Origin of the sequence: Neolewinella sp. (assembly GCF_965214665.1) — a bacterium.
In the GTDB taxonomy this organism is placed as follows: Bacteria; Bacteroidota; Bacteroidia; order Chitinophagales; family Saprospiraceae; genus Neolewinella.
Map to the genome: position 1 here is coordinate 365,592 of NZ_OZ243970.1, position 25,877 is coordinate 391,468.

Here is a 25,877-nt window from a genome sequence, read left to right on the forward strand (position 1 = left end):
CCTTAACCCCTTAACCCCTTAACCCCCTGACCCCTTAACCTCTTGACCTACCCAGAGACCCTTGATTACCTCTTCACCCGCCTACCCATGTATCAGCGGCTGGGCGACGTGGCGATGAAAAAAGATTTGACGAACATTCGTCTGCTGCTGGAGGGGTTGGGGCATCCGGAGCAACAGCTGCGCTTTGTACACGTGGGGGGGACGAACGGGAAGGGCACGGTGAGCCACCTGATTGCCGCGGCGCTCCAGACGCATGGCAACCGCGTGGGGATGTACACTAGCCCACATTACAAAGACTTTCGGGAGCGGATCAAGATCAACGGGGAGTTTATTCCACAGGATGCGGTAGTGGATTTTGTGGGGCGAATCAAGTCGGCCATCGAGCGCATCGAGCCCAGCTTCTTTGAGATTACGGTGGCCATGGCGCTGGACTACTTTGCGCGGGCGCAGGTGCAGTGGGTGGTACTGGAAGTAGGCCTGGGCGGGCGGCTGGATAGCACCAATGTGGTAGATCCGGTGCTGAGCGTGATCACTAACATTGGCTACGATCACATGCAGCTTTTGGGCGATACGCTGCCCGAAATTGCCGGGGAGAAGGCGGGGATCATCAAGCCGGGGCGGCCGGTGGTGATCGGGCTGACCCAAACCGAGACGGAGGGGGTGTTTCGAACGAAGGCCGCGGAGGTGGGTGCGCCAATCATTTTTGCCGATCAGACCTACAACGTACGGGCCAATTACTGGCGCAACGACGATTACACCGCTCCCCACTTGTTCGCCGCTCAACCACTACCACCGCTTAGCTTTCCAATCCGGAGCTCGCTGATGGGGCCCTACGTGGAGGAGAATATGCGCACTGCGCTGGCAGCTCTACTGCTACTACAGCTGGATGGCCACCTCGCACTGGACGACGAAAAGCTACACGACGCCTGGGGCGATGTGAGTAAACATACTTACTACATCGGCCGCTGGCAGGTGCTGAAGGACAACCCCCTCACGATCGCAGATAGCGGGCACAATGCCGAAGGGCTCGCACCGGTGGTCGCGCAGCTCAACGAGTCTAATGCTTACCGTAAGGGGCATCAGCACTTCGTACTTGGGGTAGTGGCGGATAAAGACCTGGGCCGGGTGCTACCGCTGTTTCCCACCAATGCCAGCTATTATTTCGTGAAGGCGGATATCCCGCGGGGGCTGCCGGCCGAAGCGCTACGGGCGGCTGCGGCGGAGTATAAGTTGCTGGGCACGGCCTACGGATCAGTAACCGAGGGGTACGCGGCGGCCATAGTGGCGGCGCGTAAGCACGACATTGTTTTTGTAGGAGGGAGCATCTTCACTGTGGCGGAAGTGCTGTAGCAGCCTGGCGGCTGACCTCCGAAGGAAGCAGCGTAGCTAAGCCGCCGCTACAGTTACTTTCCCCACCGCAGCACCGCCGCCGCCCAGGTAAAGCCGGCCCCGAAGGCTGCCAGCGTGATCACATCACCCTTCTTCACCTTGCCCTCGTCGCGGGCTTCGGAGAGCGCCAGGGGGATCGAGGCCGCCGTGGTGTTGCCGTAGCGCATGATGTTGTTGTACACCTGGTGGTCGCAGAGCCCCATGGTATTAGCCACGAACTGATTGATGCGCAGATTGGCCTGGTGGGGGATAAGTAGGTTTAGGTCCTCGATGCTCAGGCCAGCCTGGGTGAGGGCCTCCATGATCACCTCCGGGAACTTGCGCACTGCCATCTTAAACACCGCCTGCCCCTCCATATGGGGGTATACGCGGGCCTGGTCGAGCATGTCCTGATTCCAAAAGACGCCGCCGTACTGGTTGTTCTCCAGATCGTACTCGACGTCGAAGCCCTCCAGGCCGTACTTCTCGATGAAGTAGCCGCCGTGGGCCCCCGGGTACATGTAGCTGAGCTTCTCGGCGTAGGTACCATCGCTGTGCATCACGGTGGAGAGTATGGCTCGGTCCTGGTCTTCGGTAGCCTCCAAGATCACTGCTCCGGCCCCGTCCCCGAAGATCACGCTGACGTTACGCCCCCGCGTGGTGAAATCGAGCCCCACGCTGTGCACCTCGGCCCCCACCAGGAGGATCTTCTTGTACATTCCCGATTTGATGAACTGGTCGGCGGTGCTTAGTCCGTAGATAAAACCCGAGCACTGCGCACGTATGTCAAGGGCGGCGATCTCCGTACTACTGATGCCCAGCTCCCGTTGCAGTAGTACGCCGCTGCCGGGAAAATAATAGTCGGGGCTCAGGGTAGCGAAGACGATAAAGTCAATCTCCTCCTTGTCGATGCCCGCATCGGCGATCGCCCGCAGCGAGGCCTCCACGGCCAGTGAGGTGGTGGTCTCCTTGGTCCGGTCGATGTAGCGCCGCTCCTCGATCCCGGTGCGTTCACGGATCCACGCGTCGCTGGTTTCCATTACTGCAGTCAGATCCTGATTGGTAACGACATTTTTCGGCACGTAGTGACCTAGACCGGTGATGGTGGTGTATGGCATGAACGAGGGGGTTAGCGCTAAAGGGGTAAAGGTAGATAATAGATCGCCTACGGCTTGTTAGATCGGCCTTCGGCCAGTTAGACGCTGCGCTGGTTAGACGCTTTCGGCTGTTAGATGGTCTAATCAGTGCAGCGTCTAAAACAGTCGTTTGCGTCGGAAGTAGAAGATTACCGCAATGCTGAGGATAATCGACAGCAGCAGGATCAGCAGGAAGGTATAGTTCCCATTCTGTAGCGGCATCGGCACGTTCATCCCGTAAAAACTGGCGATGACCATGGGTACGGTGAGCACGATGGTGATGAGCGTCAGCCGCTGAATGGTGATGTTCAGGTTGTTGGAGATGATGGAGCCGTAGGCGTCCATGGTACCGTTGAGAATATTGGTGTAGATGTTGGCCATCTCCAGGGCCTGGCCGTTGTCGATGATGATATCTTCAAAAAGGTCCCAGAGGTCCTCGTCCTGGCGGATGCCGAGGAAGTCGGCCCGCTTCATCTTCATCTTTAGCAGCTCGTTGCCATTGAGGGCATTGATGAAGTAAACTAGCGATTTTTCGATGCTCAGTAGTTGCTTGAGCTCACGGTTGCGGCTGGAGTCGTAGAGCTCCTGCTCGATGAGGTTGCGCCGCACGTTGAGTCGCTTCAGGCAGGTGAGGAAGCGGTACACCGTGTGCTCGAAGATGCGCAGCACGAACTGGCTACGCCGGGCCGTATCGACGTTGCGCACCTTGTTGTCGATAAAGAGCTGCAGCACCGGATGCTCCCGGGCCGAGGTAATGGTGATCAGCGCCTCGGGCGTAAGGATGATACCGATCGGCACGGTGATGTAGATGCTATCGTTTTCCGTCTCGGACTCGCTCAGTACGGGGGTGTTGATGACGATCAGCCGCGCCTCGTCCTCCCGCTCGTAGCGCGAGCGCTCGTCGATGTCCAACGGGTCGGTCAGAAAGTCGATCGGTAGCTCGTAGCGCTCGGCCAGGTCAGAGAGTTCGTCGGAGGCGAAGGGCGGGCAGACGTGAATCCAACTGTCGGGGCCGGGCCGCTCCACCTGTCCCAAGCGGCCGGAAGCACTGGCGTAGTAGCTGATCATGGCGGGACGTTTTGGTGAAGCGCCCGCAAAGGTACAACAGCCGAACCGCCCCCCCTAGCGCACCCTAATCTGCCGCGTCTCGTTTACTGCGCTCCCCTCTAATTCCCCGACGTCGGCTGAGTTCAAAAAGGGGCTGTTTATCCAGGGCTGACCCACGGACACGTTCGGGTCGTCGGTAAAAAAAGTGGTTCAGCGGGGGAGAGTTTGTAAGCCCGTACGATCGGCTTTGCACCTGCGGCCCCGCCCCCTGAAAAGTTTTTTTCCCGCTGTTGCAACTTATCGTAGGCAGCGGCGCATTCTCTCCGCACACCCGTTTAATCACCCCTACCATGGCACGCACGACCCGCGAGCACGTTTTCGAGGCGGAGCTCCTGGTCCACTACCAAGTGGTCTACAATTTTCTCTTGCGCATGACCGGCAGTGGCAGCGACGCCGCCGACCTGACCCAGGAGACCTTTGCGCGTGCCTACCAGAAACTCGAACACTACGAAAGCGGCACCAACGGCCGTGCCTGGCTCTTTTGTCTGGCCCGTAATCTCTTCATCAACGACTACCGCAAGCGCAAGCGGCGGGGCGAGCAGGAGCTGGACGAGCGCAGCGCCTACCAGTACCGCGACGAATCGAGTCCCATGGCCGGCTTTGCCGATCTACGGATTGCCGGGGCGCTGGACCGGGACTTTTCCGACCCCATTATGCGTGCCATGACGCTGCTCAACGACAAGCAACGCGCCGTGGTGCTGATGGCCGACCTCTACGACTTTGCCGAAAAGGAGATCGCCGAGGCCATGGAGCTGCCGCTGAATACGGTCAAGAGCGTGACCCGCCGCGCCCGTATCGCGCTCATCAAGCAATTACAGGGCTATGCCGAATCGACCTTCGGCATCGTCAACACCCGCAACCTAGGTTAATCCACCACGTGCCGCCACCGATTTCGATCGGGGCGGCACGTTTTAATTTCCCCTGCTATGTTTCCCAGCCATCCCTCCCGTAACGGGGCCCAGCATCGTCCCGGCCGTCCACTCCCCGAGGTAGCCGAATCCGAATGTCCCACGTCGGCGGACGAACCCGGCCGCGCGACCGCCCGCCTCAGCGACGAGGCCGCCTTTAAAGTTTTACTTAAGCGCAACCTGCGCCCCCAGTCCCCCCCGCCCGAGCTCCTCGGCGCTATCCGCGCCCGCATCGATACCCTGCGCGCCCGCGGCGAGGACTAGAAAACCTGAGCGCCCGAATTTCCTTATACCTGGGTCAGTTAACCGCTTACCCATGGGGGCCGCCCGTTCATCTTCCCACACCACTCCTGCTGCCGTACCCGACCTCGTCCACGTCTCCGACGAGCAACCCGGTTGGACGCGCCAGCGCCGCCCGGATAAGGGCTTCGATTACTTTCGCGAGGACGGGAGCCTGATCGAGGACAAGCTCGTGCACGACCGTCTCAGCTCCCTGGCCATTCCCCCGGCCTGGACCGAGGTCTGGATTTGCCCCCTCGAAAACGGGCACCTGCTCAGTACGGGCCGCGATGAGGCAGGCCGCAAGCAGTACCGGTACCATCCGGACTGGCTGGCCTTCAAACAGCTCAATAAATTCAACACCCTTCTGGATTTCGCCGGTTCCCTGCCCGGTGCCCGCCGTACCCTGCGGGGCATCATCTCCGATAGCTCCCGGGGCTGGACCCGCGAGCGCGTCGCCGGTATTGCCGTAGCCCTCATGGACGAGACCGGCATGCGGGTGGGCAATAGCTCCTACCGTAAGCGCAACGGCACCATCGGGCTGACCACCCTACGCCGTAAGCACGTGGAGGTAGACGATCAGGGGCTACACTTCGACTACATCGGCAAGAGCGGGCAGGAGCGGGAGGTGGACCTGACCGACCCCAACCTCATTCAGCTACTCACCAACATGACGGAGCTTCCCGGCTACGAGGTGTTCCGCTACCGTGGGGACGACGGGCGCCTGCATAATCTCGACAGCGGCGACGTCAACGACATGGTGCGTGAGCTGGTCGGCCCCGGCTTCAGTAGCAAGTTCTTTCGCACCTGGGCCGGCACGGCGGCGGCCGTCGATGCCTACTGGGAGTTACAGCAAGAGAATGGGGGCGGGCTACCCGAGCGTCCCGATCTGCGCGTCGTGGAACGGGTCGCCCACTTCCTCGGCAATACCACGGCGGTCTGCCGTGAGTACTACATCCACCCCAGCGTACTGGCGGCGGTCGCTGAGGAGCGGGTGCCGGCGGAGGACTCGGTCACGGCGAAGGAGGAACGGCAATTTGACGGGGAGTTCGACCACGACGAAATCATCGCCTACCGGCTCGCCCACGGCTAGCGGAGGCGGTAGCCGTGATTTCCCGGTAGCGACCGGCCCCCGAGGGGTCGATGCGGCTCATCATTTGGATGACGGCATTCTGCTCCGCCCCGGTGGCCCCACGGTAGATCTCGATGATCTCCTCCCGTTTGGCATCGACGAAAGACTGTACCAGGGCCGAGCTTGGGTACGCCTGGTTAGCCATCTGCACATCTTCAATGGCCAGGGTAATGTTGTTGCGTGCCGTGACCGGATCGGTGAGCATCAGGTCCAGGCCCAGGCGGTGGTAGTTGTACAGTGCCCGGCGCATGGGCAGCATGCGGGGGCTAAGCAGATTTTCGAGCAGCAGGTAGCGGTTGTTGGTCTTACCGGCAGCGGTCCATCCGCCGCTGTTTTGTAGTCCACTCGGCAGCCGGTTATAGATCTCCTGGGCGCGTTCATAAAAGGGTTGGCCGCCCAGGGGGGAAAAGGTATCGTAGTCCAGCCCCAGAATGATGTAAGCGTAAAAGCCCATCAGCGAGGCGAGCTCGGAGGTGAACGACTGCTCCGAGAGCTGGATGGCCTCAAACTGCTGGTAGCCGAAGCCTAGACGCTTATCCTGATAGTTGAGCACGGGGGTCACCTCGCCGGTACCGTAGATGGGCCGTGAGGTTTGCACCGCTAGCGTGCCCTTGAAGCGATCGGGTACCACTACTTCGGATTCGGTGCCGTTGCCCTCATCGGTTTCCTCGGCCAGCGTGAGGAAGAGGGTGGCCTGAATGCGCTCCTCGGGCTCGAAGCGGTCGTCGGTCCAGGTCTGTCCATTGAGGAAGATAGCTAGGTCCTTTTCTAGGGTCTGGAGCACCCGCTTGTCGGTTTGGGTGATCTGCTGGGTGTTGAGATTGATGGTCCAGTTGATTTCACCCTGGGCGGATAGCAGCAGGGGCAGGCAGAGGACTTGGAGGCAGGCGGTCAGTTTCATCGTGTCTGTTTAACGGCTACGAGGCGGTCCAGGATGTCTTCGGCGACGGCTCGCTTCGATTTTAACTCGAACTCGGTGATCGTATTGCGGTCCACGAGCTGGATTTGGTTGGTGGCGTGACCGAAGCCGGCCCCGGGGGTGCGGGGGGAATTGAGGACGATGAAGTCGAGGTGCTTACGTGTAAGCTTTTCGCGGGCGTTGGCTAGTCCGTGCTCGGTTTCCAGCGCGAAGCCGACCAGGAGCTGGTCGGGGCGTTTGCTGGTGCCCAGATCGGCAGCAATGTCGGGATTGCGGACTAGGCGCACGTTCAGCTCGTTCGCACTCTTCTTGATCTTCTCCTGCGCTACTTCCGCCGGACGGTAATCGGCCACGGCGGCCGAAAGAATGGCGGCGGTACATTTCGGCCAAAGCTCAATCGCCGCCGCGTGCATCTCGCGGGCGGAGCGGACTGTGGTGGTAGTAACTCCAAAAGCCGTCGTGGATAGTTCCGTGGGGCCCAGGATGAGTTCAACTTGTGCTCCCCGCGCCGCCGCTGCTTCGGCCAGCGCGATGCCCATCCGCCCCGTGCTCCGGTTACCCAGAAAGCGCACTGGATCGAGGTCTTCGTAGGTGGGGCCGGCCGTGACTAAGATGTGTTCGCCCTTGAGGTCTCCCGGAGTGAAGTGGTCCGCTAGCGTCTGTAGGATGCGCTCTGGTTCGGCCAGGCGCCCCTGCCCCTGCAACCCACTAGCTAACTCGCCGCTGTCGACGTCGATGAGGTGGTTGCCGTAGGATTGCAGCTTAGCCACATTGGCCCGGGTAGCGGGGTGCAGCCACATATCGACGTCCATGGCCGGGGCGAAGAAGACCGGGCAGCGGGCGGATAGGTACACGGCCACCAGGGCCGTATCGCAGATGCCGTGGGCTAGCTTAGCCAGGGTGGTGGCGGTGGTGGGAGCGATTAGGTAAGCGTCGGCCCATAGCCCCAGTTCGACGTGGTTGTTCCAGCCCGCCTCGCTGTGCACGGAGGTGATGACCTCATGTTTGGAGAGGGTGGCGAGGGTGAGCGGGGAGATAAATTTGGTGGCAGCTGGCGTCATGAGTACCCGCACCTGCGCGCCCGCCCGGATGAGCCCCCTTACGATGAGGGCCGACTTGTAGGCCGCAATACTACCGCTGACGCCCAGAATGATTTTCTTGCCGGCCAGCAAGGGGACTACAGGTCGTCCTCGTCCTCCTCGCGGCGCTCGTTGTAGCGGCTGTAGAGCTCATCGTCAAGGTACTCGCGCATGGCGATGAGTACCGGATTGGGAAGCTTTTCGTAGAATTTGGAGATCTCGATCTGCTCCTTATTCTCCACCACCTCCTCGATAGTGTCAGTGACCTCGGCGAACTCTTCCAGCTTCTGGTCGAGCTCGTGCTTGATATCGACGGCCAACTGGCGGGCGCGGCGGCTCACGATGGCGAGGGCCTCATAAATATTGCCGGTCTGTCCGACGACGCGTTGAATGTCGCGGGCGGCGGTATCGGGGCTAAGACCCTGTGCCCGTGCTTTGATATCTGACATCTGCTAGATCGTTTAGTTCTTTTTGTGATTTGGCCAGGATGGTGGTGACCTCGTCCTGGTACTGGCTGTTGGGAAAACGGGCCAGAAAATTATCCGCCAATTCGATCGTAGCCTCCAGGCGCTCCGGCTTACGGAGTCGGAAGCTACGGTCGGCGTATTCGTACTGGACCCGGGTCATCAGGTAGCGAATTTCCTCGGCTCGTTTGGTCTCCGGATATTCTTTGAGGACGTTTTCGAAACTTACAAGGGCAGACTCATAACGCTCGATGTCCATGTAAAGCTTAGCACTCTCGAAATCCTTGAGCTCCATCTTAGCGCGCATCTCGTCGATGAGCCGGTTGGCCTCGTCCACCCGTTCGCTACTGGGGTAGCGGTTGGCAAACTCCTCGAAGCCCTCGATGGCCTTCACGCTGTAGCTCTGGTCGAGCCGGTAAGTGGGGCTCAGCTCATAGTTGGAGTAGGCCGACATGAAATCCGCCTCTTCGCGTAGCGGACTGCCCCCGTAGGTCGTGGCGAAGTTTTTGAAGTAGTAGCTGGCCAGCACGTACTGCTCGGTGTAGTAGTAGGTGTAGGCGTAGCGGTAGGCGATCTGCTCGGCCTCGGCCCGGCCCCGGTAGGGGGCGATCACCAGCTCGTACAACGTCTGGGCCCGCTGGTATTCTCCGGCATCGTAGTAGGCATCGGCCTTCTGCAGGATCAGCGCCGGGTCCGTGCTCGTCCGAATTGTCTCGAACTCACTGCGGCAGCCCACCAGGAAGAGGGCCAGAAAAAGAACGGTAAGTTTGATGCCGTACTGCATAAGCGCGCAAAGGTAAGGGTTTTAAAATAGACAATCTCCGCAGGCCTAGGGTTGGTTGCCGGGCAGTACAATGCTGCCTCTGGCAGCGGTAGAAAAACGCAGCCTCTGGCTGTGCTAACGAGTCGAGTGTAGTAGCAATATTCTACCTTCCCCACCATGCTCCCCCCCCGCCTGCCCGAGCTCCGCCTGTACTACAACACCACCATCCGCCCGGAGCTCCTGCGCCTGGAGGCCCTGCGCAAGCGTATCCTCTGGGGCATGGCGCTCTCGCTGCTGGGCATCTTCGCCGCTACCATCGCCTTTCTGGTGTACGACCTCGGCTTTCTCAACCTGCTACTCGTAGTCCCCATTGCCTTCTACCTGGGCTGGCTGTACCTACGCATCGAGCGTTTCCGGCAGTCGTTTAAGCCGGCCGTCATTCAGCTGCTGCTGGACTTCATCAACGACTCGCCCAACTTCCGGTCCCTGCACTACGATGCCCAACGGCCCATCCTGCGTGACCGCTTCGAGCGCAGCGGGCTGTTCCGTCCGCATCCGGATAGCTACCGGGCGGAGGACTACATCCGCGGACTGGTCGGCGAGATGGCCTTTGAAATGGGTGAGGCCTACGTACAGGAGATCAGCCCGGCGAGCAACCGCCTGCAGCTGGTATTTAGTGGGTTGTTCGTGCATGCGATCTTCAATGAGCCCACGGAAGGCCGGGTGGCCGTCTGGCCCCGCCATCACCTGCGGCGCCTCAAGCGCACCATTGACGCCTACATCAGCGGTCAGGGCCGCTTGGCCGACGTCGAAATCCTCAATGAGCAGTTCCGGGAAACCTTCGCCGTTTATGCCCACCCGGGTACGAAGGTGGCCAGTATTCTTACCCCGCCGATGCAGGAGGCCCTCCTGGCTTTCTACCAGCGGGAGCAGCGCGATCTTTACTTCGCCGTCCACGACCGGGACCTTTTCATCGGACTGGAGCACGGCTACGACCTGCTGGAGCCCCGCTTTTTTCGGTCCAACCTGTCCTTCCAACTTATCCGCCGCTTCTACGCCGACATCACGCTGATGCTCAGAGTCATTCAAGATTTTGATCAGACGCACTGATCGAGTCAGCCTCCTCCAGTAGGATGCCCTCCTTCATGGCGTAGTCGCTCACGGTAATTTTTCGGATACCCGCCAGCTGCATGGTGTGCCGGATCAGCAGCATCGCCACCACGATCAGGTCGACCCGCTCCGGTGGGATACCCGGCATCGCCAACCGCTCCTCGGCCGTAGCCGCGATGATGGCAAAGTGTAATTCCTCCAGTCCCGCCAGGGCCAACCGGTGACTAGTCACATGCGCCTGCGCCTCCCGGTCCAGCAACACGTCAGCCATCACATCGAAGGTGCCGGCAGCGCCGACCAGGTGGTGGGCGGGGTATTCCTCCAGCGCATCCTGCAGGGGCAGTAGCTGCTCGTCCAAAAACACTTCCAGCAGCCGTATCTCTTCCTCGCTGATGGGGTCCGTGTGGTGAAACAGCCGCTGTAGTACGGCCACACCGAGCGGAAAGCTGCGCCGCCAGTGCACCCCCTCGGCCGAGGCGATGATGTACTCCGTCGATCCGCCACCGATGTCCATGATCAATATGCGGTCCTCCAGGGGGGGCAGGGCTGCTAGTACGCCCCGCGTGATGTAGGCGGCCTCCGTATCGCCCGGGACCAGATGAATGATAATGCCGCTCTCCACCTCCGCCGTACGCACGAACACCTCCCCGTTGGAGGCCGTGCGCAGCGCCGCCGTACCGATGGCCGTAACCTGCTCTACCTCATACTCCTCCAAAATTTTCCTAAAATGGTTCAGTGCTGCGATGCCCCGTGCAAACGGGTCGGGACCGATCAGTTTGATCCCCCCGCTCGCTAATTTCACGAACACGCGCTCACGGTACACTTCCTCAATGCGCCCATCGTTTAGCAGTCGTCCAATGAGCAGGTGAAAGGTGTTCGTGCCGAGGTCGATCACGGCGCGCAGGTCGGTAGTCATGGGTGGTAGTAGGTTAAATTATTGCGGTAAGTCAGTAGCCCGCCCGATGGTGTACACCGCGCGGAACGTAAGCGAGCGGCTCACGAAGCGTGGGCCGGCCCCCGCCTGCTGATTCGTCAAGTGCCGGCTCCACCGGAAGTGGAGGCCCAGGCGGGGACTCAGGTCGAGCGTCGCCCCCAGGTGCAGCACGAGCGCATCATCCTGCAGATGAACATCATCCGTTACATCTTCTCCCAGGGTGTTGACGACCCGGTAGCTCAATAGGCGCTGGTAGCTTACTCCCGCCTCTGCCGTCAGGCGCCAGTCGTGGTAGTGCACCATGACCGGTAGCTCCACAGTTTGGAAGCGGAAGGCGTCGAAGGCGCTCTGGGTCACGGAGTTCGTATTACGCTTCGCCCCCTGCTGGCTAAACAGGATTTCGGGGCCCACCCGCCAGTGGTCGTCCAGCACGGCGACCACCCGTAACCCCGCATTGAGCCCCGGCTGGTGAAAGCCCAGCAGGTCATCGCCGTCGAGCTGGCTCAGGTTCAGCCCCACCAGGGCGGCGGCCCGAAACGTTTGCGCGCTCAGGGTCGCGGTACTCAGCGCGAAGAGGAAAATCAGCTTCCACATGCGATAAATGTAACGGGCGGCTACCTTTGCCCGCCGCCACCTACGCTGCACCGGCGGCCCCGCCCCATGTTACCTACCACGAAACACAGCCTGAAAAAACTAGAGATGCTGCTGCGTGAACTGGGCTACGCGGTGCGCTACGAAAAGGGCAATTTTACCTCCGGCTACTGCCTGGTGGAGCAGCGTAAAATTGTGATCGTCAACCGCTTCTACGATACCGAGGGGCGCATCAACGTACTTTACGATATTCTGTCGCAGTACCGCGAGCCGACGCCGGAGCTAAGCGCTTCATCAGCAAAACTGCTGCGCCGCGTGGCTCGCTTCGTGGGGCTGAGTGGGGAGGAAGAGTAACTAGTGGTTGCGGCTGGCCGAGGGATGCTCGTAGAAGGTGATGCCCTCCCAGGGGACGTCGAGCTCCTGAGTTTCGGCCCACTCGCGGGTCTCGCGGGGCATGGTGTAGACGTGGCGCTCCTCCCCGGTATCCGCTGCATTTTGGCGGCTAATTTGGATGAGGTCGAACTTGGTATCCAGGTTCACGTCCGTGATGTAGCTATCGAGCTGGGCGCAGGTGCCGGGCTCGTCGCACTTCAGGTAGGCTAGCGTCTTGAGGTGCATGGGCTGCTCGTCACGGATGGCAAACTGGTCGATGCGTCCGCCCTCCTTGCCCTGGAAGCGCACCAGATACAGGTTTTCCTCGATGCCCTGGATGGCCATGGCGGCGTAAAACTTGCCCTCGGTACTACCGAGATCGGAAAAGTATGCTTGCGGTAGTTGCGATACCTCGCCCTCGCCCATCTCTACGCCGCGGAAGAGGTAGGTCTCCAGGGGGTCCACGGTGGGGTCGACGTACACGTGCAGGAAGCCCACGTTGCTTTCCTCGAAGATGCCGGCCCACAACTTCATTTCGCTGCCGGTGGCCAGGTTGGTGGTTTCGGCCCCGCCGGTGCCCTGGGTGTTAGGCGTCTGGGCGCGGACGCAGGTGCAAGCTAAGGTGAGTAGCAAGAGGAAGGTATAACGCATTGTTGAGGTAGTGTTTGGCGGTATAACGTGCGTGGCGGGGGGGCGTGTTCTTTCCCGGCACCGCCGCGGCTTTGAATTGACGGCCCGCAGGCACTACTTTCGCGCCATGACCTACGCCGAGGCTATGGCCGAGCTGGAACAGATCCTGGCTCAGCTCCGCGAAGTTCCCGCCGATATCGATCAGCTCCATGCCCGCGTGGCCCGCGCCGAGCAGCTCCTGGCCGCCTGCCGCGCCAAGCTCCGGGGGGTGGAGGAGGGCCTGATCGAATTACGCCAGCAGACCGAGTAAGCCATGCCGAAAAAAACCGTACTCATCACCGGAGCCACCTCCGGCATCGGGCTGGAGACCGCACGCGCCCTGGCCCGGCAGGGGTGGCGGGTGCTGCTGCACGGTCGTACGCTGGAGCGCGCCGAGGCTGCCGTAGCGGAGATTGGTACGGGTACGTTGGTGCCCCTGGCCGCCGATCTGGGTGAGCAATCCGCAGTACGTGAGCTCGCCGTGACCGTGCGCCGCGACCACCCCCTGCTAGACGTACTGATCAACAACGCCGGCGTCTGGAACTCCACCCGCGAACTGACCGCAGAGGGTATCGAGCGGACCTTCGCGGTCAACCACCTGGCCTACTTTTTGCTCACGGGGCTGCTGCAATCGCACCTACAGCCGGGGGCGCGGGTGCTTTGTGTGGCAAGCGACAGCCACAAGCAGGTGAAGGGGATGCACTTTGAAGACCTGAGCCTACAGGGCAGGTACCACGGGCTGCGGTCATACGCCCAGAGTAAGCTGGCTAACGTACTGTTCTGCTACGAATACGAACGGCGTTGTACGAACAATACGGTGATCTGTGCTATCCAGCCCGGACTGGTGCAGACCGACATTGGGCTCAAGGGAAACACCTGGCTGCACCGTCTGGCCTGGCAGGTGCGGCGGCGGATGAGCGGGCACAAGACGGCGGCGCAGGGCGCGGCTACGAGTATCTTCCTGGCTACCGTGGCGGATACGCCGCCGAGTGGTCTATACTGGGACGACTGCCGACCCAAGCAATCGTACTCCAGCTCTTATTCCGACTCGGAGGCCACGCGGCTCTGGGAGGAGAGTGAGCGACTGACCGGTTTTACATTTACGTGTTGACGGCCGAGCTTTGTAGCGCTGCCGGGGGAGCAGTACTGGGGGTCGGGGGGGTATCCCGGTAGCGGCTGAAGAGTCGTTCGAGGATACGCATGCGCAAGGGGCGTGGCGTGAGGTAGCACACGCCGATCAGCAACCGTACCAGCCGACCGGGCACGATGACGGCCTTTCCGGCGAGCATGCCGCGGATGGCCTCGGGGGCAATGTCTTCGGGCATCGTGACTAGTAGGCGGGCCCGGGCACCCTGGGCCTCGACGCGGCGCAGGCCGTCTTCGTTGGTGATCACGGGGCCGGGGCAGAGGACGGACACGCTTACGCCATGGTACCTAAATTCCTCACGCAGTGCCAGACTGAAGTTGTACACCATTCCCTTGGTACCGGTATAGACAGTCTTGTAGGGCAGGGGTAGGGTAGCCTCCATACTACTCATGTTGAGGATACCCCCACGGGTAGCTTTGAGCTGGGGCAATAACCGGTGGATGAGCTCCACCATGACCTGATTGTTCAGTTGCAGCATGGTCCGGTACTCGGCCCAGGGCGTATGCTCGAAGAGCCCACCACGGCCGAAACCGGCATTATTGATCAGGTAGTGGAGGGCAATGTGCTCCTCGGCCACCCAGTCAACGACCCGGTCGATGGCCTGGGGGGCGGTGAGGTCAAGCCCCAGAAAGCAAGCCGGTGGGAGGCCCGCCTGGGTAAGTAGCCTACGGGCGGTGGCAAGGTGCGCATCCGGCAGGGCCACAATGGCAACTCCGAGCCCCTGTCGCTGGCATTCCCGTGCCAGGGCCAGTCCGATCCCGTGCGATCCCCCGGTGATGAGTACCCATTCAGCGGCGGCGTGGGAGGTGGGTGACTTAGTCATAAGGGTCGTGTGTTCAAGTGTATTACGCGACCCAAAGGTAACTTAATCCGGTACAGGAGGTGGTACCTGCCCGCGGCACACTTATAGGCGGCCGGCTACTTCTGCTTCGGGAGAAAGCACGGCAATGGCGCGCCGTAAAAAACTGGGAATGACGGTATCGTGGGTGCGCGCAATCTTGGACACATCACTCAGATCGGTGATCAGATTGATCCACTTCTCACGGCCGTGCTCGGCGATGACTTCTGCTTTGATGTCGGGGCGGCTAAAGTGCTGGAGCATACCCTCTGCGTCGGCTTCGGGATGAAACTGCGTACCGACGATCTCGGGCGTCCAGCGGATGGCCATGGTGGCACGCTCCAGATCGACGTGGGGCCGGTCCTTTTCGATGGCCAGGATGGTGGCGCCGAGCTCCTGCATGCGTTCGGCCCGCGGCTGCACCACCTGGTAGCGCCGGAAATCGGCGGCGGTAAAGGGGTCCGGCAACCCGGCGAAAATGGGATCGGCGGCGCCGGACTGCGTGATGTGCATGGGGAAGGTGCCAAAACTGAGGCTACGGCGCTGGGTCACCTCGGCCATGCCCAGGTGGTGGACGGCCATCTGAAAGCTGTGGCAAATAAAGAATATGAACTTGCGATTTGCCGAGTGGGCGTTATGCTCCCGTACCGCATCGAACCACTGCCCCCACAGGGGCTCCCACACCCCATCTCCTTCGCGGGGATCACCGGGTCCCCCGGAGCTGATGTAGATATCGAAGGATAGATCGGGCACCTCGTGCTTAGCCCGTACGTCGAAGACCTCGTAGTCGAGGACGTCGGCGAACTGTTCCACCAGTTCCAGGATGCAGCGCATGCCCTGGTTAGGGATACCGTTATAGAGGTCGAGGATGGCGAGACGGAGGCGGCTCATGTTCTTTGGGGATTTTGTGTACTAACGTAACTGGGACGCAAAGTGCGGCCAAAATTCAGGGTGGGGGGGCGAGAAGGTAGCCCTTTGTCAAGGAACGGACGCCGCTGCCCCCCTAGTACCACAAGCCGAACATCGTAGGCTTAGCCCCCGTTGCAAAAAGAAAACCCACCCGATAAAATGGATAAATTAAGAGAACACAAGGAGTACGAAGGAAACCCCGTAGGACTGAGCGACGAGGCCTGTAGCACGATGCGCGAGCACCTGGACCGCCACCTGGCCGCCCTCTGGATCCAGTACTTTCAGTACCACAAGCACCACTGGCTGGTGGAAGGCCCGCAGTTCCGTGACCTGCACCTCTTTTTGGAGGAGAATTATAACGAAATCCATAAGCAGGCCGACGCCGTAGCCGAGCGCATCACCCTACTGGGCTACGACCCCACTACCCGTATGGAAAACTACGTGGAGCTCAGCTACATTGAGCAGGAGCCCGAAGGTGTCTTTCACATCCGCGACGGGATCAAGGCCGATATGAACAATGAGAAGAAGATCGCCCAGGAGTTCCGCACCTCGATTCAGAAGGCGTTTGAGCTCGGCGACTACGGCACCAAGTCGATGCTAGAGAAGTTCCTCTTCAAAATCGAAGACCGGGCCCACCACTGCGAGCACTTCCTGGGTGAGGACAGTCTATCGATCGGTTTTCTCCACAGTGAGGAAGAGGCCGCCGCGAACTAGCTCACCTGATACATTACCTACCGTACCGCCGATTCCCGCCCGGGGATCGGCGGTTTTTATATATACCTCAGCAGCTCGGTGATCTTTCGGATGCGTAACGTCTCCCCAAGGTGCCTGCGGTCGGCCGCCCCCGGGTGCCGCAGCCAGCAGGCCGCAAAGCCGTAGTCGAGGGCCCCCTTTATGTCCGCATTCGGATTGTCTCCGATAACCAGCACCCGTTCCCGGGGCGGACGCCCCATCTGAGCGTAGGCGTGATCGAAAAAGGCGGCCTGCGGCTTGGCTACTCCCAGCTCGTCGCTGACGGCGATGAACTCGAAGTAGGGCGCGATGCCGGTGTTGGCTAGGCGCGGCCGCTGCACCTCCTGGAGTCCGTTGGTAATCAGTCCTAGGTGGTAGCGCGACTGCGCGTACTCGAGCACCTCCAGGGCCCCGTCGAGCAGGTGGTGGCTGGCGGCCAGGTAATTGCGGTAACTGAGGGAGAGCTCCTCGGCGGGGTGGTCCTGCCGGTAGTGCTCCAGTAGGCGACGGAAGCGAATATCGCGGAGCTGCTCCCTGGGTAGGCGACCGGCCTCGTAGTCGTCCCAGGCCGCACGGTTGATGAGCCGGTAGGTACCCAGTACCTCGGCTGACCAGGCTATGTCGCGCTCCAGTAGCGTCTGCTCCAGCGCGTGGGCCTCGGCGGCGTCGAAGTCCCACAGGGTGTTGTCGGCGTCGAAGAGCAGCCAGGTGTAGGGAGTCATTGACAAAGCGTTAACAAGCTACGTATATCCATTCTCCGCCCCACGCTGTTTACCCCTCGAATACCGACTAACAAAACACGCTTACTATGTTTACCTTCCGTTCAAGTTTTCTCGCCACCTGCCTGCTCGCCGTAGGCCTCTTCTCCTGCCAGCAGGGCAACGACGAGGTCCGCGATGCCGCCCGCCAGGACATCGAGACCACCATGCCGGCTAACCCCGCCGCCGCCGCTCCCGCCCAGCCCGGTGTAGTGACCCCCGCCGGGCCCACCACTAGCCTCAGCTTCGCCGAGAGCTCCTTCAACTTCGGTAGCGTCACCGAGGGTGAGATCATCACCCACACCTTCAACTTCACCAACACCGGCAACGAGCCCCTCGTCGTAGCCGATGCCCGCGGTACCTGCGGCTGCACCGTGCCTTCTAAACCCACGGCCCCCATTGCCCCGGGTGAGACCGGTGAGATCACCGTACGCTTCGATACCCGCAACAAGGTCGGTGAGCGCCAGCAGCGCGTGACCGTCACCGCCAACACCGAGCCCGCCCAGACCTATATTTCGCTGGACGGTACCGTAGTGGCCGACCCCAACGCGGCTACCCAGTAGGTAGGACCCAACCGCGAACTACCGAACGCCCCGTTCACAGCTTGCTGCGGACGGGGCGTTTTCGTTACTTTTGCCGGCCCTTCCGACCGAATGCCCCGTAGACTAGCTATTTCCGATATCCACGGCTGCGCCCGTACCTTCGAAGCCCTGCTGGATCGGATCAGCTTCGGCACCACCGACGAGCTCTACCTGCTCGGCGATTTTGTGGACCGGGGGCCCCGCAGTGCCCAGGTACTGGAGTACGTTATCAAGTTGCAGGACGACGGCTACCGGGTGCATGGCCTGCGCGGCAACCACGATCAGTACATGGTCGACGCTATCCTGATCGGCGACAAACGCTCCCGGGCCGCCTGGCGCAGCGCCGGGGCCTCCTCCACCAAAAAGAGCTATGTCACCGAAGATAATCCCGAGGGCCGCATCGACCCTATCCACGTCTTCTGGCTCAACGAGCTACCCTACTACTATCTGCTCGACGATTACATTCTGATCCATGCCGGCCTCAATTTCCGCCGCCGCAACCCCCTCAAGGGTAGAAAGGCCATGCTTAATCGTCGCAATTGGTACCGTCACATCGACTACGACTGGCTGGGCGACCGCAAAATCGTGCACGGTCACACCCCCCTGACCCGGCTACAGGTCGAGGCCCAGGGCCACCCCCGCCGCCGCGCCTACCCCGTCTTCGCCATCGACGCCGGCTGCTTCCACGTCAAGCCCGGCATGGGTCACCTCTGCGCCATGAACCTCGACGAGCGTACCTTCACCTTCGTACCTAACCTGGACCGATGAACTGGGATGTCATCGAGCGCGAGCTCGAGCTGCGTACCTCTCGCTCCTCTGGCGCCGGTGGGCAGCACGTCAATAAGACCGAAAGCCGCGTTGAGCTGGTCCTCGACCTCGACGCCAGCCAGGGCCTCAGCCGCCGCGAACGCGATAACCTCCGCTACCACCTCGGCAATCGCATCGACGGCCAGGGCCGCCTCTCCGTCACCGACCAGAGCGACCGCAGCCAGCACACCAACCGCAAGCGCGCCCTAGCGGCCCTGCGCCAGCTCCTCGAACGCGGCATCCGCAATCCTCCCAAAAAGCGCAAGGCCGGTGCCTTTAAGGCCAATAGCCGCAAGCGGCTGGAGAAGAAGAAGCAGCGGGGAGAGGTGAAGGCTGGGCGGGGGAAGGTTCGGTGGTAGTTGTTGAGTTGTTGAGTTGTTAGGTTGTTGAGTTGTTGCGTTACCGTCGTGGTAGGTGTGGTAGGTGTGGTAGGCAGGCGGGGCCGCAGGTGCAACGTCAGATACAACACCGAGACGAGCGAAGCGAGCATCGCCGTAAACGCAACAACCCAACAACGAGCAAAGCGAGCATCCCCGTAAACGCAACAACCCAACAACTCAACAACGCATTACTTGACTAACCCCTCCGACTGCAACTCCTTCAGCACCCGGTCCAGCACCCCGTTCAGGAACTCCCGGCTCTTGTCCGTGCTGTAGACCTTGGAGATGTCGAGGTACTCATTCAGAGTGACCTGGGGCGGGATGGAGTCGAACTCGAGGAACTCAGCCATGGCCATCTTGAGCAGGATCATGTCGATAATGGCTACGCGCTCGGCGTCCCAGTTCTGGAGCACGGGGGTGATGCGGGCCAGGAGCTGGTCGTTGGCCTCGACAATAAAGCGAAGGAGCACGTCGCCGAATTCCGTGACGGCCTCCGAGTTCGTCTCATACTCCTTGACGAAGTCACCGTCGGCCGGTAGTGCCTTGATGGTCTTTTTCATGGCTCCCACGACGAGGCTCTTGTCCTCCTGCCAGAGTGGGAAGTGGTCCTCGACCATGGTCAGGAAAAGTTCCTGGGACTGAAGCCATTTGTAGAGGGCTAGGAGCACCTTGGTCGTGGCCTTCTCGTCCGGCTGCTCGAGAGCCGCGTAGGTCGTATACGCTTCCGTGCCGAGAAAATCACGGTAGAGCTGCTTGATCTGGTCGCCGTCGGTAAGACTACGGATATGGTAGCGGTCGTAGACGCGGCTGAGCTCCTTGTTGTCGGTGAGCGAGCGGATGGCCGCGTTAGTCGCCAGGGTGGGTGTGAAGACCAGGTCTTCTTCGCTGGGCCGTAGCTTGGCTTTGCGGGTAGCGGCATCCTGCTTAGCGTACTCGCAGCAGCGCTGTAGAATAAGTAGGTTCTGGAGGTACAACTCGTAGGAGCGACGTACTAGCTGCTGGTAGTGACTCCGGATGGCCCGCAGCTCGTCGCGCTCCTGCCGCTGGGCGGCGTAGAGTACCTGCATGATCTTGATGCGAACGTTGCGACGGCTCAACATGATGGTCCGGGGTTTCAATGCGCTGCGGGTGAAACTGCCCCTAACGCCCCGCAAAGCAACGAAAAAAGCCCGACTACTTACTGGAGGATGCCAAAATATCGCGGCTGGCGATGTCGCTGAAACTGGGCAGTTTGCTGTGGTGCCACTTGTTGACGATCACGCCCTGCTTCATCAGTACCACCCCGGGATTGGAGCGGATGATGGTCTTGAGTAGAATGTCATCACCGCGGTAAAAGGGGTAGTCCGCGCCCACTGCCTGGCGGAAGTCCTCCAGGGCCGCGTCGCTGGTCAGCTTGGTCATCGCTACCACGTCATGGCCGGCGCTACGGGCCTGCTCGACCACAGGCTGGATATCGTCGCGCCAGTCGGCCAGGTAGTCCGCGTCCCAGGCACCGGGCTCGCCCTTAAGCTTGTAGGCTACGATGATGAAGGTGTAGCCAGGGTTAGCTAGTAGCTCCGGAATAACGTTATGGCCCTCACCGTCCGTCACTTCGAACTCACTGATCTTAGTGGGTAAGATGGTAGGTTCAGATTTGTATTGTTCTAGATCCCACTCCGTTTCCGGATAGTCTTTATATACCTTGAGAAAATCTTCCGTACTCATCTTGACTACCTGTCCGTCGGCTTTACTGGTTGCCACATACCCTAACACCTGTACGTTGGCTGTAGCATCCATCTCAGCCTGCTTTACCGCAGCTACGTCGGTACCCACCTTAAAGGGACGGAAGTCCTGACCAGGCAGGTCCCACACGAAATTGCTCAGGCAGTAGAATACGGCTAACGCTCCGGTGCCCAGTACCAGCGCCGAGCGCACACCGGGCGAGAACACCTGGTGCATGCGCCGCGGAGCAAATAGAAAGACCAGGGCGGGAACGAGCAGTGCCACATCCTTAAGAAAACTAGTGCGTGGCTCCAGCTTCAGGAAGTCACCGAAGCAGCCGCAGTCCGTCACCTTCATGTTGCTCTCGGCGTACTCGCCCCAGCTGGCGAAGGTGAAGAAGTTTTCGCCCGCCGGTACGTAGCCCGTCAGGTAGGTATAGCCCGTCAGTGCCGTGAAGAAGGCCACGATGGTGAAGAATAGCCAGCTCGTCAGCTTCGGCTTAGCGCCTACTACCAGCATCAGCCCCAGCATAATCTCCAGGACGATCATCGTGACCGAAAAGCCCGCGGAGTACTCGCTCAGCGCAGGAAAGACCGGTGCCAAAAACCCTGCACCCGCGCCCGCGGCAGTCGCCTCGAATTCAGCGAAGTACTGCTCCATCTTGTAGGCCGTGCCCAGGGGGTCAATGGCCTTGACGTAACCCGAAAAGATGAAGAGCGCCCCGGCAAAGTTTTGCAGCAAACTCACCGGCAGACTCCGAGTAGCGCGCAAAAACACCTGCGTCAGCGCCGTCAGCGAAAGCGCGGCAATGCCAATGTAGAGCAGCAGAGTAGTCAGCGTCATAGTCGGGGGGATTCACCTAGGATACAATTGGTAAACGCTGGGGTTGCGCCGCTACGTGCGTTAACAACTTGTTGTATACCTCGCTCTGCCGCAGTACGTCCGGGCAGCCCACCAGCACCAGGTGCTCGCGCGCCCGCGTCATGGCCACGTTGAGCTTGCGGTCCACGCCCTCCTCCGACACCTGCGACAGGCGCTCGAGCTGTCCGCTGTCGTTGGCGCAGAGCGACATGAGTACGATGCGCTTGGCACTACCCTGGTAGCGCTCCACGGTATCGACCGTAAAGTCATCGGCCGCATAGCCCTCCCGCGCCAGCTGCTGGCGGATGTAGGCAATCTGGGCCCGGTAAGGGGTGATGATGCCGATGTCACCGGGGCGAATGGGCCGGTCCGTACCCAGGTAAAGGGCCGTAAAGGCCTCCACCAGTTTCACCAGCAGCTCGGCCTCGTGGCGGTTCACCTTGGGGTCGGAGGTGCCGTGGTCGACCTCGGTGGGTAGGAAAATCAGCCGCTGCTCGCACAGTTGGTGCTGCAGGCTACCAGTGGGCTCAGATAGGTCCAATGGAGCCAACTGCGTCAGGTGGTGGCCGATCGATTGGGGTAGGATATCGAGCCGGCCCTGGTAGAAGTGCAGCGCCGGAAAGGCCATGATCTCACGGTGCATCCGTCCCTGCTGTTGTAGCTGGTCGTAGGCCCAGGTCCATCCCTTCGCCTTTGCCGTCTGAAAGAGCCGCTCGAACAGGCTGGTGCCGAGGTCGCGCAGTCCGGTGGCTCGCAGCTCGGCATCATTGACCCGGGTGTCGTGCTCGGCCTGCTGCACCACGGCGGGCAACTGGCGGTGGTCGCCGATAAGCAGGGCGCGGGGCGCACGGGTCAGGATGCCCCCCAGCAGCGGCTCCAGGATCTGGCTGGCCTCGTCGACCACGATCCGGTCGAAGGACTTCAGCTTAAACAGCTCGTTCTTCCCCCCTACGCTAGCCACCGTACCCACCACCACACGGCAGTCGTCGATGAGGCGGCGCAGCTCGCGGCGGTTGCGTGCCCCCTTGCTGCGTAGTTGGAGCAGCCGGTCGGTGTACCCCGGTGCCGTGCCCAGTCGGCTACCTATACGCAGATAGCCGCGGTAGGGTTGCCCGTCCATTTCAATGCGCTCGATGCTCTCGCAGATCTCGTCCACCGCCCGGTTGGTGTAGGCCACCAGGAGCACGTTTTCCCGGGTGTGGCGCAACAGGTGGTCGACCAGGTAGTGTAGCATCTGGCTCGTCTTTCCAGTCCCCGGCGGGCCCCAGAGCAGGAAGTAGTCGGGCGCGGTAATTACTTTACGCAGAATGCGGTCCTGCTCCCCGGTCAGCCGGTCGGATACGGGCGTAGGGTGGGGAATAGCCTGCCGGGGCGGCACAAGTCCGAGCCACTTTTGCCGTAGTTGCTTATCGGCCGCGGCCCAGAGGTACAGCCCCAGGTAGTGGTTCTTAAATCCGCTATCGAGCACGTCTTTTTCAATGGCCCAGTAGGGCTTGCGGCGGAACACGCTGTCGTTCAGTTGGGGGTTGCGGGGCCGCAGGTGCACGGTCTGTGGTGTGACTTCGACGATCGTCGACTTGAAGATCTGCGATTTGACGGCATCCCCGGCCTGCGTGGCCGCCTGTTCCGTCCCGTAGAGGGCTACGATATCACCCTGGCGGAATTTGATCAGCTGGCTATCGTCCGCACTCCGCTGCAGGATTAGCTCGTTTTCCGCCGCGTCGTAGCCGGCGAAGGTGAGTCCGTCGAGTAGCTCAAAGCGGTCCACCTTATCCCGCCGCTCGTCGAGCCAGAGGCTGGCCAGGCCGTTAACGTGATCGGTCCGCTGCTCGCCCACCTTGGCCAGGCGCTGCTCGCGGGCCACGAAGCCCATGAAGGCCCCGAGGTAGCGGCGCTCCAGTTCGTCGAGGGCTTCGTAGGTCGCCAGCGTATCGCGGTGATCCTGCTCGGTGAAGGAGCCCAACTGCTTGAAGCGTTGGGGGTGTAGCTTGGCGAACAGAGCATTGGTCTGCTGTAGCAGGTCGCCGCGCTGTCCGAGCTGAGCGATGAGCATCTCTACGCCCACCAACTGGTTGCGGGCGCTGATGGCCTCCAGTTGGCGATTCCATTCCGGGGGGGCATAGCGGACGGGCTTTTCGTAATCGACACTGTAAAGGATGTACGAGCGTACGTTGGCCTCCCGGCCCAGGGCCAGGTTGATCATCAGGTCGTAAAGTAGTGTCTGGATGAAGTTGTCGCTGCGGATGCCATGACGATTGGGCGCGTAGATCTTGCTCGTCTTCAGCTCGACGATGCTGGTAGTAGCCTCCTCGGTATCGCGCTGCGACTGTAGGAGGTCGAGGCGGCCCTGGAGTCCGTAGGCGGGACTGAGAAAACTGGGCTCCAGCATCACCGTCTCCCGGTCGATCCCGAGCTCGGGTAGCAACTGACGTACAAATTTCTGCACCGTCAGAAAGTGGTGTTTGAGCTCCTGGAGCAGCTTCATCACTTCCTGGTCGGAGAATAGGCACAGCTCCAGGGGCTGCATCTCGAAGACCGTCTCGCGGATCTTGGCAAAGCTGGCCTCCGGCTCGTGGACCAGTACGTCGAGGAAGCTGTTGACGATGTTTCCACGCACCAGCGGCGGCCGCTTTTCGAAGGGCAGTAGCCGTTTGGGCACGGAGCTCCAGGGCTGGAAATCGCTGCCGAAATTGAAGCAGTTGGCTACATCCGTGACGTTGACCAGGTAATCGGGCTCGATGACGATCTGGGCGGGGTAGAGCCGCTGGTCGTCGCGCAGTTGCGCCCGTAGCAGATTCAGGATGACGTACTCCCCGCTGATGCGCTCGATGATCTTCACGGCCTGTCCGACGTGTCCATCGGCCAGTTCCGCCTCGCCGTAGGGGATGGCGAAGACCTGCTCGGGCCGCCGCTCTACACCTACCCACAGCAGTTGCTCCTTAGCATCGAGTTCCAGCACCAGCACCCGCAGCTGGTAGTAGGTGCGCTGTACCTCCGCCGGCCGGTAGGGAGGGAAGGTGTAGGCGCGTAGGGGTTCCAGCGCGGCGGGGACGATGGTGCCGAAGAGTTGGTGGTTGAGCTCGACCGCGAGTTTACAGCCGGCGGCAACTACCCCCCCGAGCTCCTCAGATGGCTGCTGCTGCCGGCCGGCGCGCCGAAACTGCCGCTCCTGCACGGTCAGCTCCCGCGGCAGATTGTATTTATGGGCCGCGTAGGTGATGCGGGCGTAGGTGGTACTGAAGTGCAGCCGGTCCTCCTCAGTGGCCCTTTCGAAGAGCTCCAGGATGAGGCGGCGCAGGGCATCTACCTGCTGTTGGGGTTCGAGCTCACTGCTTTCGGCGATCTGCCGGGTGCGGCGGTAGAAGTAGTCGCTTACGGCCTGGTTTTTAGGAGAGACGTCCATCGCGGACAAGGTACGAAGCGGTTTCTCCCGCTAGCTATCGGGACGCTGTGCCACATAACTTGCAGATGCGGCCTTGTTGACTAACGCGGGTAACCTAATTTGCGTCTGGCTAAGTAAATTCCGCCATATGCCCATCCGCTACCTCATTGCGCTTATCCTACTGCTACCTGCTATCAGCTATGCCTGCAGCTGCACCAACGATCATATCCCCCTCGAAGAAGCCATCTGCCGGGCAGACACCACCGGCACAATGGTACTTGCCGTCACCCTACAGCGCCACCTTGACGGCAACGCCGCCGAACTACAGATCGATGAGGTACTGGTGGGGCAGACCGATAAACGTACACTAACGGTAGGTGCCGAGACCAGTTGCGCGTGGTACATCGACCTGGAACCCGTCGGACAGCGCTACCTCTATTTTTATTGGCCGCAGAGCTACGGTGATTACGAGGGGGACTTATTTGGATGTGCCTACAACGCCAACATCTACCGCCTCAACCGCCAGGGCACCGAGGTCGAATACAGCTACACCGCTAGCGGGAGCACTCAGAATGTAGGCCTTCGTGACCGTAGCTTCCGCAACCTTATCGCTAATCGAGCGTGCGGTAACGAACTTCCCGACACGCGCCCTACCAATCCACTACGTAAGATCGAAGTAGCCGGTAGCATCGGCACGGGCGGCAGTATCAGTCTCTCGGTACCCGAAGGAGACATGCCTGCCCTACAGACCCTGCGGTGCTACCGTACCGACGGCCGGCTACTAGCCGAGATCGACCTGCGGGACTACGTGGCCGGTAAGGCGATTGACCTTTCGCGACTACCCCGGGGGTATAACCTATTGTATATTACTGATGGGGTATGGCGGAAGACGCTTCCGTTGATTGTATCGGAATAGCTAAGGTTTTGGGTCCTAATCGAATACCCTGCCC

General features: G+C 60.8%; 28 protein-coding genes. 13 read left to right on the plus strand and 15 right to left on the minus strand.

Features of this window, described 5'->3' with window-relative positions:
• Positions 1-42: 42 nt before the first annotated feature.
• Positions 43-1,350 carry a bifunctional folylpolyglutamate synthase/dihydrofolate synthase gene (locus ACOOHD_RS01885; protein WP_420459868.1) on the plus strand — a complete coding sequence of 436 codons (1,308 nt, stop codon included), beginning with the start codon at positions 43-45 and terminating at the stop codon, positions 1,348-1,350.
• A gap of 53 nt (positions 1,351-1,403) precedes the next feature.
• Here the strand turns inward: ACOOHD_RS01885 and ACOOHD_RS01890 are convergent, their stop codons facing one another.
• Both ACOOHD_RS01890 and ACOOHD_RS01895 read right to left on the minus strand, forming a co-directional pair.
• Positions 1,404-2,486, minus strand: coding sequence for a beta-ketoacyl-ACP synthase III (locus tag ACOOHD_RS01890; protein ID WP_420459869.1), 1,083 nt, complete (start codon positions 2,484-2,486; stop codon positions 1,404-1,406).
• Between the two features lie 135 nt (positions 2,487-2,621).
• Positions 2,622-3,572, minus strand: coding sequence for a magnesium transporter CorA family protein (locus ACOOHD_RS01895; protein WP_420459870.1), 951 nt, complete (start codon positions 3,570-3,572; stop codon positions 2,622-2,624).
• Between the two features lie 329 nt (positions 3,573-3,901).
• On the opposite strand from ACOOHD_RS01895, the gene ACOOHD_RS01900 reads away from it, so the two are divergent.
• From ACOOHD_RS01900 to ACOOHD_RS01910, 3 genes are read left to right on the plus strand one after another with little or no spacing between them, the layout of a single operon-like run.
• Complete coding sequence (locus ACOOHD_RS01900; protein ID WP_420459871.1) at positions 3,902-4,480, plus strand: sigma-70 family RNA polymerase sigma factor; 579 nt, start codon at positions 3,902-3,904, stop codon at positions 4,478-4,480.
• Positions 4,481-4,537: 57 nt separating this feature from the next.
• On the plus strand, positions 4,538-4,783 hold the full coding sequence (locus ACOOHD_RS01905) for a hypothetical protein (protein ID WP_420459872.1): 246 nt from the start codon (positions 4,538-4,540) through the stop codon (positions 4,781-4,783).
• A gap of 52 nt (positions 4,784-4,835) precedes the next feature.
• Positions 4,836-5,891, plus strand: coding sequence for a DNA topoisomerase IB (locus ACOOHD_RS01910; protein WP_420459873.1), 1,056 nt, complete (start codon positions 4,836-4,838; stop codon positions 5,889-5,891).
• Here ACOOHD_RS01910 and ACOOHD_RS01915 read toward each other — a convergent pair.
• The 4 genes from ACOOHD_RS01915 to ACOOHD_RS01930 are packed head-to-tail and all read right to left on the minus strand — an operon-like array spanning position 5,863 to position 9,176.
• Entirely contained in the window at positions 5,863-6,831 is a 969-nt protein-coding gene (locus ACOOHD_RS01915; RefSeq protein ID WP_420459874.1) for a DUF4835 family protein, read from the minus strand. The two genes, ACOOHD_RS01910 and ACOOHD_RS01915, sit on opposite strands and share 29 nt — an antisense overlap.
• Complete coding sequence (coaBC, locus tag ACOOHD_RS01920; RefSeq protein WP_420459875.1) at positions 6,828-8,021, minus strand: bifunctional phosphopantothenoylcysteine decarboxylase/phosphopantothenate--cysteine ligase CoaBC; 1,194 nt, start codon at positions 8,019-8,021, stop codon at positions 6,828-6,830. The genes ACOOHD_RS01915 and coaBC overlap by 4 nt, the downstream gene beginning before the upstream one ends.
• A 5-nt stretch (positions 8,022-8,026) precedes the next feature.
• Positions 8,027-8,377 carry a DNA-directed RNA polymerase subunit omega gene (locus ACOOHD_RS01925; protein WP_420459876.1) on the minus strand — a complete coding sequence of 117 codons (351 nt, stop codon included), beginning with the start codon at positions 8,375-8,377 and terminating at the stop codon, positions 8,027-8,029.
• The gene (locus ACOOHD_RS01930; RefSeq protein ID WP_420459877.1) at positions 8,343-9,176 is read right to left on the minus strand and encodes an outer membrane protein assembly factor BamD; all 834 of its coding nucleotides are present in this window, start codon (positions 9,174-9,176) and stop codon (positions 8,343-8,345) included. The genes ACOOHD_RS01925 and ACOOHD_RS01930 overlap by 35 nt, the downstream gene beginning before the upstream one ends.
• Before the next feature lie 156 nt (positions 9,177-9,332).
• On the opposite strand from ACOOHD_RS01930, the gene ACOOHD_RS01935 reads away from it, so the two are divergent.
• Entirely contained in the window at positions 9,333-10,265 is a 933-nt protein-coding gene (locus tag ACOOHD_RS01935) for a DUF3137 domain-containing protein (protein ID WP_420459878.1), read from the plus strand.
• On the opposite strand, the gene ACOOHD_RS01940 is transcribed toward ACOOHD_RS01935, so the two are convergent.
• Positions 10,237-11,181 carry an exopolyphosphatase gene (locus tag ACOOHD_RS01940; RefSeq protein ID WP_420459879.1) on the minus strand — a complete coding sequence of 315 codons (945 nt, stop codon included), beginning with the start codon at positions 11,179-11,181 and terminating at the stop codon, positions 10,237-10,239. The genes ACOOHD_RS01935 and ACOOHD_RS01940 overlap by 29 nt on opposite strands.
• An 18-nt stretch (positions 11,182-11,199) precedes the next feature.
• Positions 11,200-11,793 carry a porin family protein gene (locus ACOOHD_RS01945; RefSeq protein WP_420459880.1) on the minus strand — a complete coding sequence of 198 codons (594 nt, stop codon included), beginning with the start codon at positions 11,791-11,793 and terminating at the stop codon, positions 11,200-11,202.
• 66 nt (positions 11,794-11,859) lie between these two features.
• Between ACOOHD_RS01945 and ACOOHD_RS01950 the strand changes: the two genes are divergently transcribed.
• A complete protein-coding gene (locus tag ACOOHD_RS01950; protein ID WP_420459881.1) occupies positions 11,860-12,144 on the plus strand; it encodes a hypothetical protein in 285 nt (94 codons plus the stop codon).
• Here ACOOHD_RS01950 and ACOOHD_RS01955 read toward each other — a convergent pair whose 3' ends face one another.
• On the minus strand, positions 12,145-12,813 hold the full coding sequence (locus ACOOHD_RS01955) for a hypothetical protein (protein ID WP_420459882.1): 669 nt from the start codon (positions 12,811-12,813) through the stop codon (positions 12,145-12,147).
• 106 nt (positions 12,814-12,919) lie between these two features.
• On the opposite strand from ACOOHD_RS01955, the gene xseB reads away from it, so the two are divergent.
• Positions 12,920-13,102: an exodeoxyribonuclease VII small subunit gene (gene xseB, locus ACOOHD_RS01960; RefSeq protein WP_420459883.1), complete on the plus strand. Its 183-nt coding sequence runs from the start codon at positions 12,920-12,922 to the stop codon at positions 13,100-13,102.
• 3 nt (positions 13,103-13,105) lie between these two features.
• Complete coding sequence (locus ACOOHD_RS01965) at positions 13,106-13,942, plus strand: SDR family NAD(P)-dependent oxidoreductase (protein WP_420459884.1); 837 nt, start codon at positions 13,106-13,108, stop codon at positions 13,940-13,942.
• Here the strand turns inward: ACOOHD_RS01965 and ACOOHD_RS01970 are convergent.
• Together ACOOHD_RS01970 and ACOOHD_RS01975 are read right to left on the minus strand one after the other, a co-directional pair.
• Positions 13,932-14,801: an SDR family NAD(P)-dependent oxidoreductase gene (locus ACOOHD_RS01970; protein ID WP_420459885.1), complete on the minus strand. Its 870-nt coding sequence runs from the start codon at positions 14,799-14,801 to the stop codon at positions 13,932-13,934. The genes ACOOHD_RS01965 and ACOOHD_RS01970 overlap by 11 nt on opposite strands.
• A gap of 81 nt (positions 14,802-14,882) precedes the next feature.
• Positions 14,883-15,707, minus strand: coding sequence for a type 1 glutamine amidotransferase (locus tag ACOOHD_RS01975; protein WP_420459886.1), 825 nt, complete (start codon positions 15,705-15,707; stop codon positions 14,883-14,885).
• 177 nt (positions 15,708-15,884) lie between these two features.
• Between ACOOHD_RS01975 and ACOOHD_RS01980 the strand changes: the two genes are divergently transcribed.
• Entirely contained in the window at positions 15,885-16,439 is a 555-nt protein-coding gene (locus ACOOHD_RS01980; RefSeq protein ID WP_420459887.1) for a ferritin-like domain-containing protein, read from the plus strand.
• Between the two features lie 56 nt (positions 16,440-16,495).
• Here the strand turns inward: ACOOHD_RS01980 and ACOOHD_RS01985 are convergent, their stop codons facing one another.
• Positions 16,496-17,179, minus strand: a complete 684-nt coding sequence (locus ACOOHD_RS01985) for a YjjG family noncanonical pyrimidine nucleotidase (RefSeq protein ID WP_420459888.1) — start codon at positions 17,177-17,179, stop codon at positions 16,496-16,498.
• Between the two features lie 86 nt (positions 17,180-17,265).
• On the opposite strand from ACOOHD_RS01985, the gene ACOOHD_RS01990 reads away from it, so the two are divergent.
• The 3 genes from ACOOHD_RS01990 (at position 17,266) to arfB (ending at position 18,962) form a co-directional block, all read left to right on the plus strand.
• Positions 17,266-17,778 (plus strand): DUF1573 domain-containing protein, encoded by a 513-nt coding sequence (locus tag ACOOHD_RS01990; protein ID WP_420459889.1) that lies wholly within the window; start codon positions 17,266-17,268, stop codon positions 17,776-17,778.
• A 90-nt stretch (positions 17,779-17,868) separates the two neighbouring features.
• Positions 17,869-18,564: a metallophosphoesterase gene (locus ACOOHD_RS01995; protein ID WP_420459890.1), complete on the plus strand. Its 696-nt coding sequence runs from the start codon at positions 17,869-17,871 to the stop codon at positions 18,562-18,564.
• Entirely contained in the window at positions 18,561-18,962 is a 402-nt protein-coding gene (gene arfB / locus ACOOHD_RS02000; RefSeq protein ID WP_420459891.1) for an alternative ribosome rescue aminoacyl-tRNA hydrolase ArfB, read from the plus strand. The genes ACOOHD_RS01995 and arfB overlap by 4 nt, the downstream gene beginning before the upstream one ends.
• Before the next feature lie 209 nt (positions 18,963-19,171).
• On the opposite strand, the gene ACOOHD_RS02005 is transcribed toward arfB, so the two are convergent.
• The 3 genes from ACOOHD_RS02005 to ACOOHD_RS02015 form a co-directional block, all read right to left on the minus strand.
• A complete protein-coding gene (locus ACOOHD_RS02005; protein WP_420459892.1) occupies positions 19,172-20,083 on the minus strand; it encodes a transcription antitermination protein NusB in 912 nt (303 codons plus the stop codon).
• 73 nt (positions 20,084-20,156) lie between these two features.
• Complete coding sequence (locus ACOOHD_RS02010; RefSeq protein WP_420459893.1) at positions 20,157-21,527, minus strand: hypothetical protein; 1,371 nt, start codon at positions 21,525-21,527, stop codon at positions 20,157-20,159.
• Positions 21,528-21,543: 16 nt separating this feature from the next.
• Complete coding sequence (locus tag ACOOHD_RS02015) at positions 21,544-24,948, minus strand: DEAD/DEAH box helicase (RefSeq protein WP_420459894.1); 3,405 nt, start codon at positions 24,946-24,948, stop codon at positions 21,544-21,546.
• Between the two features lie 127 nt (positions 24,949-25,075).
• Here ACOOHD_RS02015 and ACOOHD_RS02020 point away from each other — a divergent pair, with 127 nt between their 5' ends.
• A complete protein-coding gene (locus tag ACOOHD_RS02020) occupies positions 25,076-25,843 on the plus strand; it encodes a hypothetical protein (RefSeq protein ID WP_420459895.1) in 768 nt (255 codons plus the stop codon).
• Positions 25,844-25,877 lie beyond the last annotated feature (34 nt).

What these genes read in the sequence shown, in the direction of transcription:
- ACOOHD_RS01890 (WP_420459869.1), bottom strand. Translation starts at nt 2,486, where the DNA reads ATGCCATACACCACCATCACCGGTCTAGGTCACTACGTGCCGAAAAAT.
- ACOOHD_RS01895 (WP_420459870.1), bottom strand. Translation starts at nt 3,572, where the DNA reads ATGATCAGCTACTACGCCAGTGCTTCCGGCCGCTTGGGACAGGTGGAG.
- ACOOHD_RS01900 (WP_420459871.1), top strand. Translation starts at nt 3,902, where the DNA reads ATGGCACGCACGACCCGCGAGCACGTTTTCGAGGCGGAGCTCCTGGTC.
- ACOOHD_RS01905 (WP_420459872.1), top strand. Translation starts at nt 4,538, where the DNA reads ATGTTTCCCAGCCATCCCTCCCGTAACGGGGCCCAGCATCGTCCCGGC.
- ACOOHD_RS01910 (WP_420459873.1), top strand. Translation starts at nt 4,836, where the DNA reads ATGGGGGCCGCCCGTTCATCTTCCCACACCACTCCTGCTGCCGTACCC.
- ACOOHD_RS01915 (WP_420459874.1), bottom strand. Translation starts at nt 6,831, where the DNA reads ATGAAACTGACCGCCTGCCTCCAAGTCCTCTGCCTGCCCCTGCTGCTA.
- ACOOHD_RS01925 (WP_420459876.1), bottom strand. Translation starts at nt 8,377, where the DNA reads ATGTCAGATATCAAAGCACGGGCACAGGGTCTTAGCCCCGATACCGCC.
- ACOOHD_RS01930 (WP_420459877.1), bottom strand. Translation starts at nt 9,176, where the DNA reads ATGCAGTACGGCATCAAACTTACCGTTCTTTTTCTGGCCCTCTTCCTG.
- ACOOHD_RS01935 (WP_420459878.1), top strand. Translation starts at nt 9,333, where the DNA reads ATGCTCCCCCCCCGCCTGCCCGAGCTCCGCCTGTACTACAACACCACC.
- ACOOHD_RS01940 (WP_420459879.1), bottom strand. Translation starts at nt 11,181, where the DNA reads ATGACTACCGACCTGCGCGCCGTGATCGACCTCGGCACGAACACCTTT.
- ACOOHD_RS01945 (WP_420459880.1), bottom strand. Translation starts at nt 11,793, where the DNA reads ATGTGGAAGCTGATTTTCCTCTTCGCGCTGAGTACCGCGACCCTGAGC.
- ACOOHD_RS01950 (WP_420459881.1), top strand. Translation starts at nt 11,860, where the DNA reads ATGTTACCTACCACGAAACACAGCCTGAAAAAACTAGAGATGCTGCTG.
- ACOOHD_RS01955 (WP_420459882.1), bottom strand. Translation starts at nt 12,813, where the DNA reads ATGCGTTATACCTTCCTCTTGCTACTCACCTTAGCTTGCACCTGCGTC.
- xseB (WP_420459883.1), top strand. Translation starts at nt 12,920, where the DNA reads ATGACCTACGCCGAGGCTATGGCCGAGCTGGAACAGATCCTGGCTCAG.
- ACOOHD_RS01965 (WP_420459884.1), top strand. Translation starts at nt 13,106, where the DNA reads ATGCCGAAAAAAACCGTACTCATCACCGGAGCCACCTCCGGCATCGGG.
- ACOOHD_RS01970 (WP_420459885.1), bottom strand. Translation starts at nt 14,801, where the DNA reads ATGACTAAGTCACCCACCTCCCACGCCGCCGCTGAATGGGTACTCATC.
- ACOOHD_RS01975 (WP_420459886.1), bottom strand. Translation starts at nt 15,707, where the DNA reads ATGAGCCGCCTCCGTCTCGCCATCCTCGACCTCTATAACGGTATCCCT.
- ACOOHD_RS01980 (WP_420459887.1), top strand. Translation starts at nt 15,885, where the DNA reads ATGGATAAATTAAGAGAACACAAGGAGTACGAAGGAAACCCCGTAGGA.
- ACOOHD_RS01985 (WP_420459888.1), bottom strand. Translation starts at nt 17,179, where the DNA reads ATGACTCCCTACACCTGGCTGCTCTTCGACGCCGACAACACCCTGTGG.
- ACOOHD_RS01990 (WP_420459889.1), top strand. Translation starts at nt 17,266, where the DNA reads ATGTTTACCTTCCGTTCAAGTTTTCTCGCCACCTGCCTGCTCGCCGTA.
- ACOOHD_RS01995 (WP_420459890.1), top strand. Translation starts at nt 17,869, where the DNA reads ATGCCCCGTAGACTAGCTATTTCCGATATCCACGGCTGCGCCCGTACC.
- arfB (WP_420459891.1), top strand. Translation starts at nt 18,561, where the DNA reads ATGAACTGGGATGTCATCGAGCGCGAGCTCGAGCTGCGTACCTCTCGC.
- ACOOHD_RS02005 (WP_420459892.1), bottom strand. Translation starts at nt 20,083, where the DNA reads ATGTTGAGCCGTCGCAACGTTCGCATCAAGATCATGCAGGTACTCTAC.
- ACOOHD_RS02010 (WP_420459893.1), bottom strand. Translation starts at nt 21,527, where the DNA reads ATGACGCTGACTACTCTGCTGCTCTACATTGGCATTGCCGCGCTTTCG.
- ACOOHD_RS02015 (WP_420459894.1), bottom strand. Translation starts at nt 24,948, where the DNA reads ATGGACGTCTCTCCTAAAAACCAGGCCGTAAGCGACTACTTCTACCGC.
- ACOOHD_RS02020 (WP_420459895.1), top strand. Translation starts at nt 25,076, where the DNA reads ATGCCCATCCGCTACCTCATTGCGCTTATCCTACTGCTACCTGCTATC.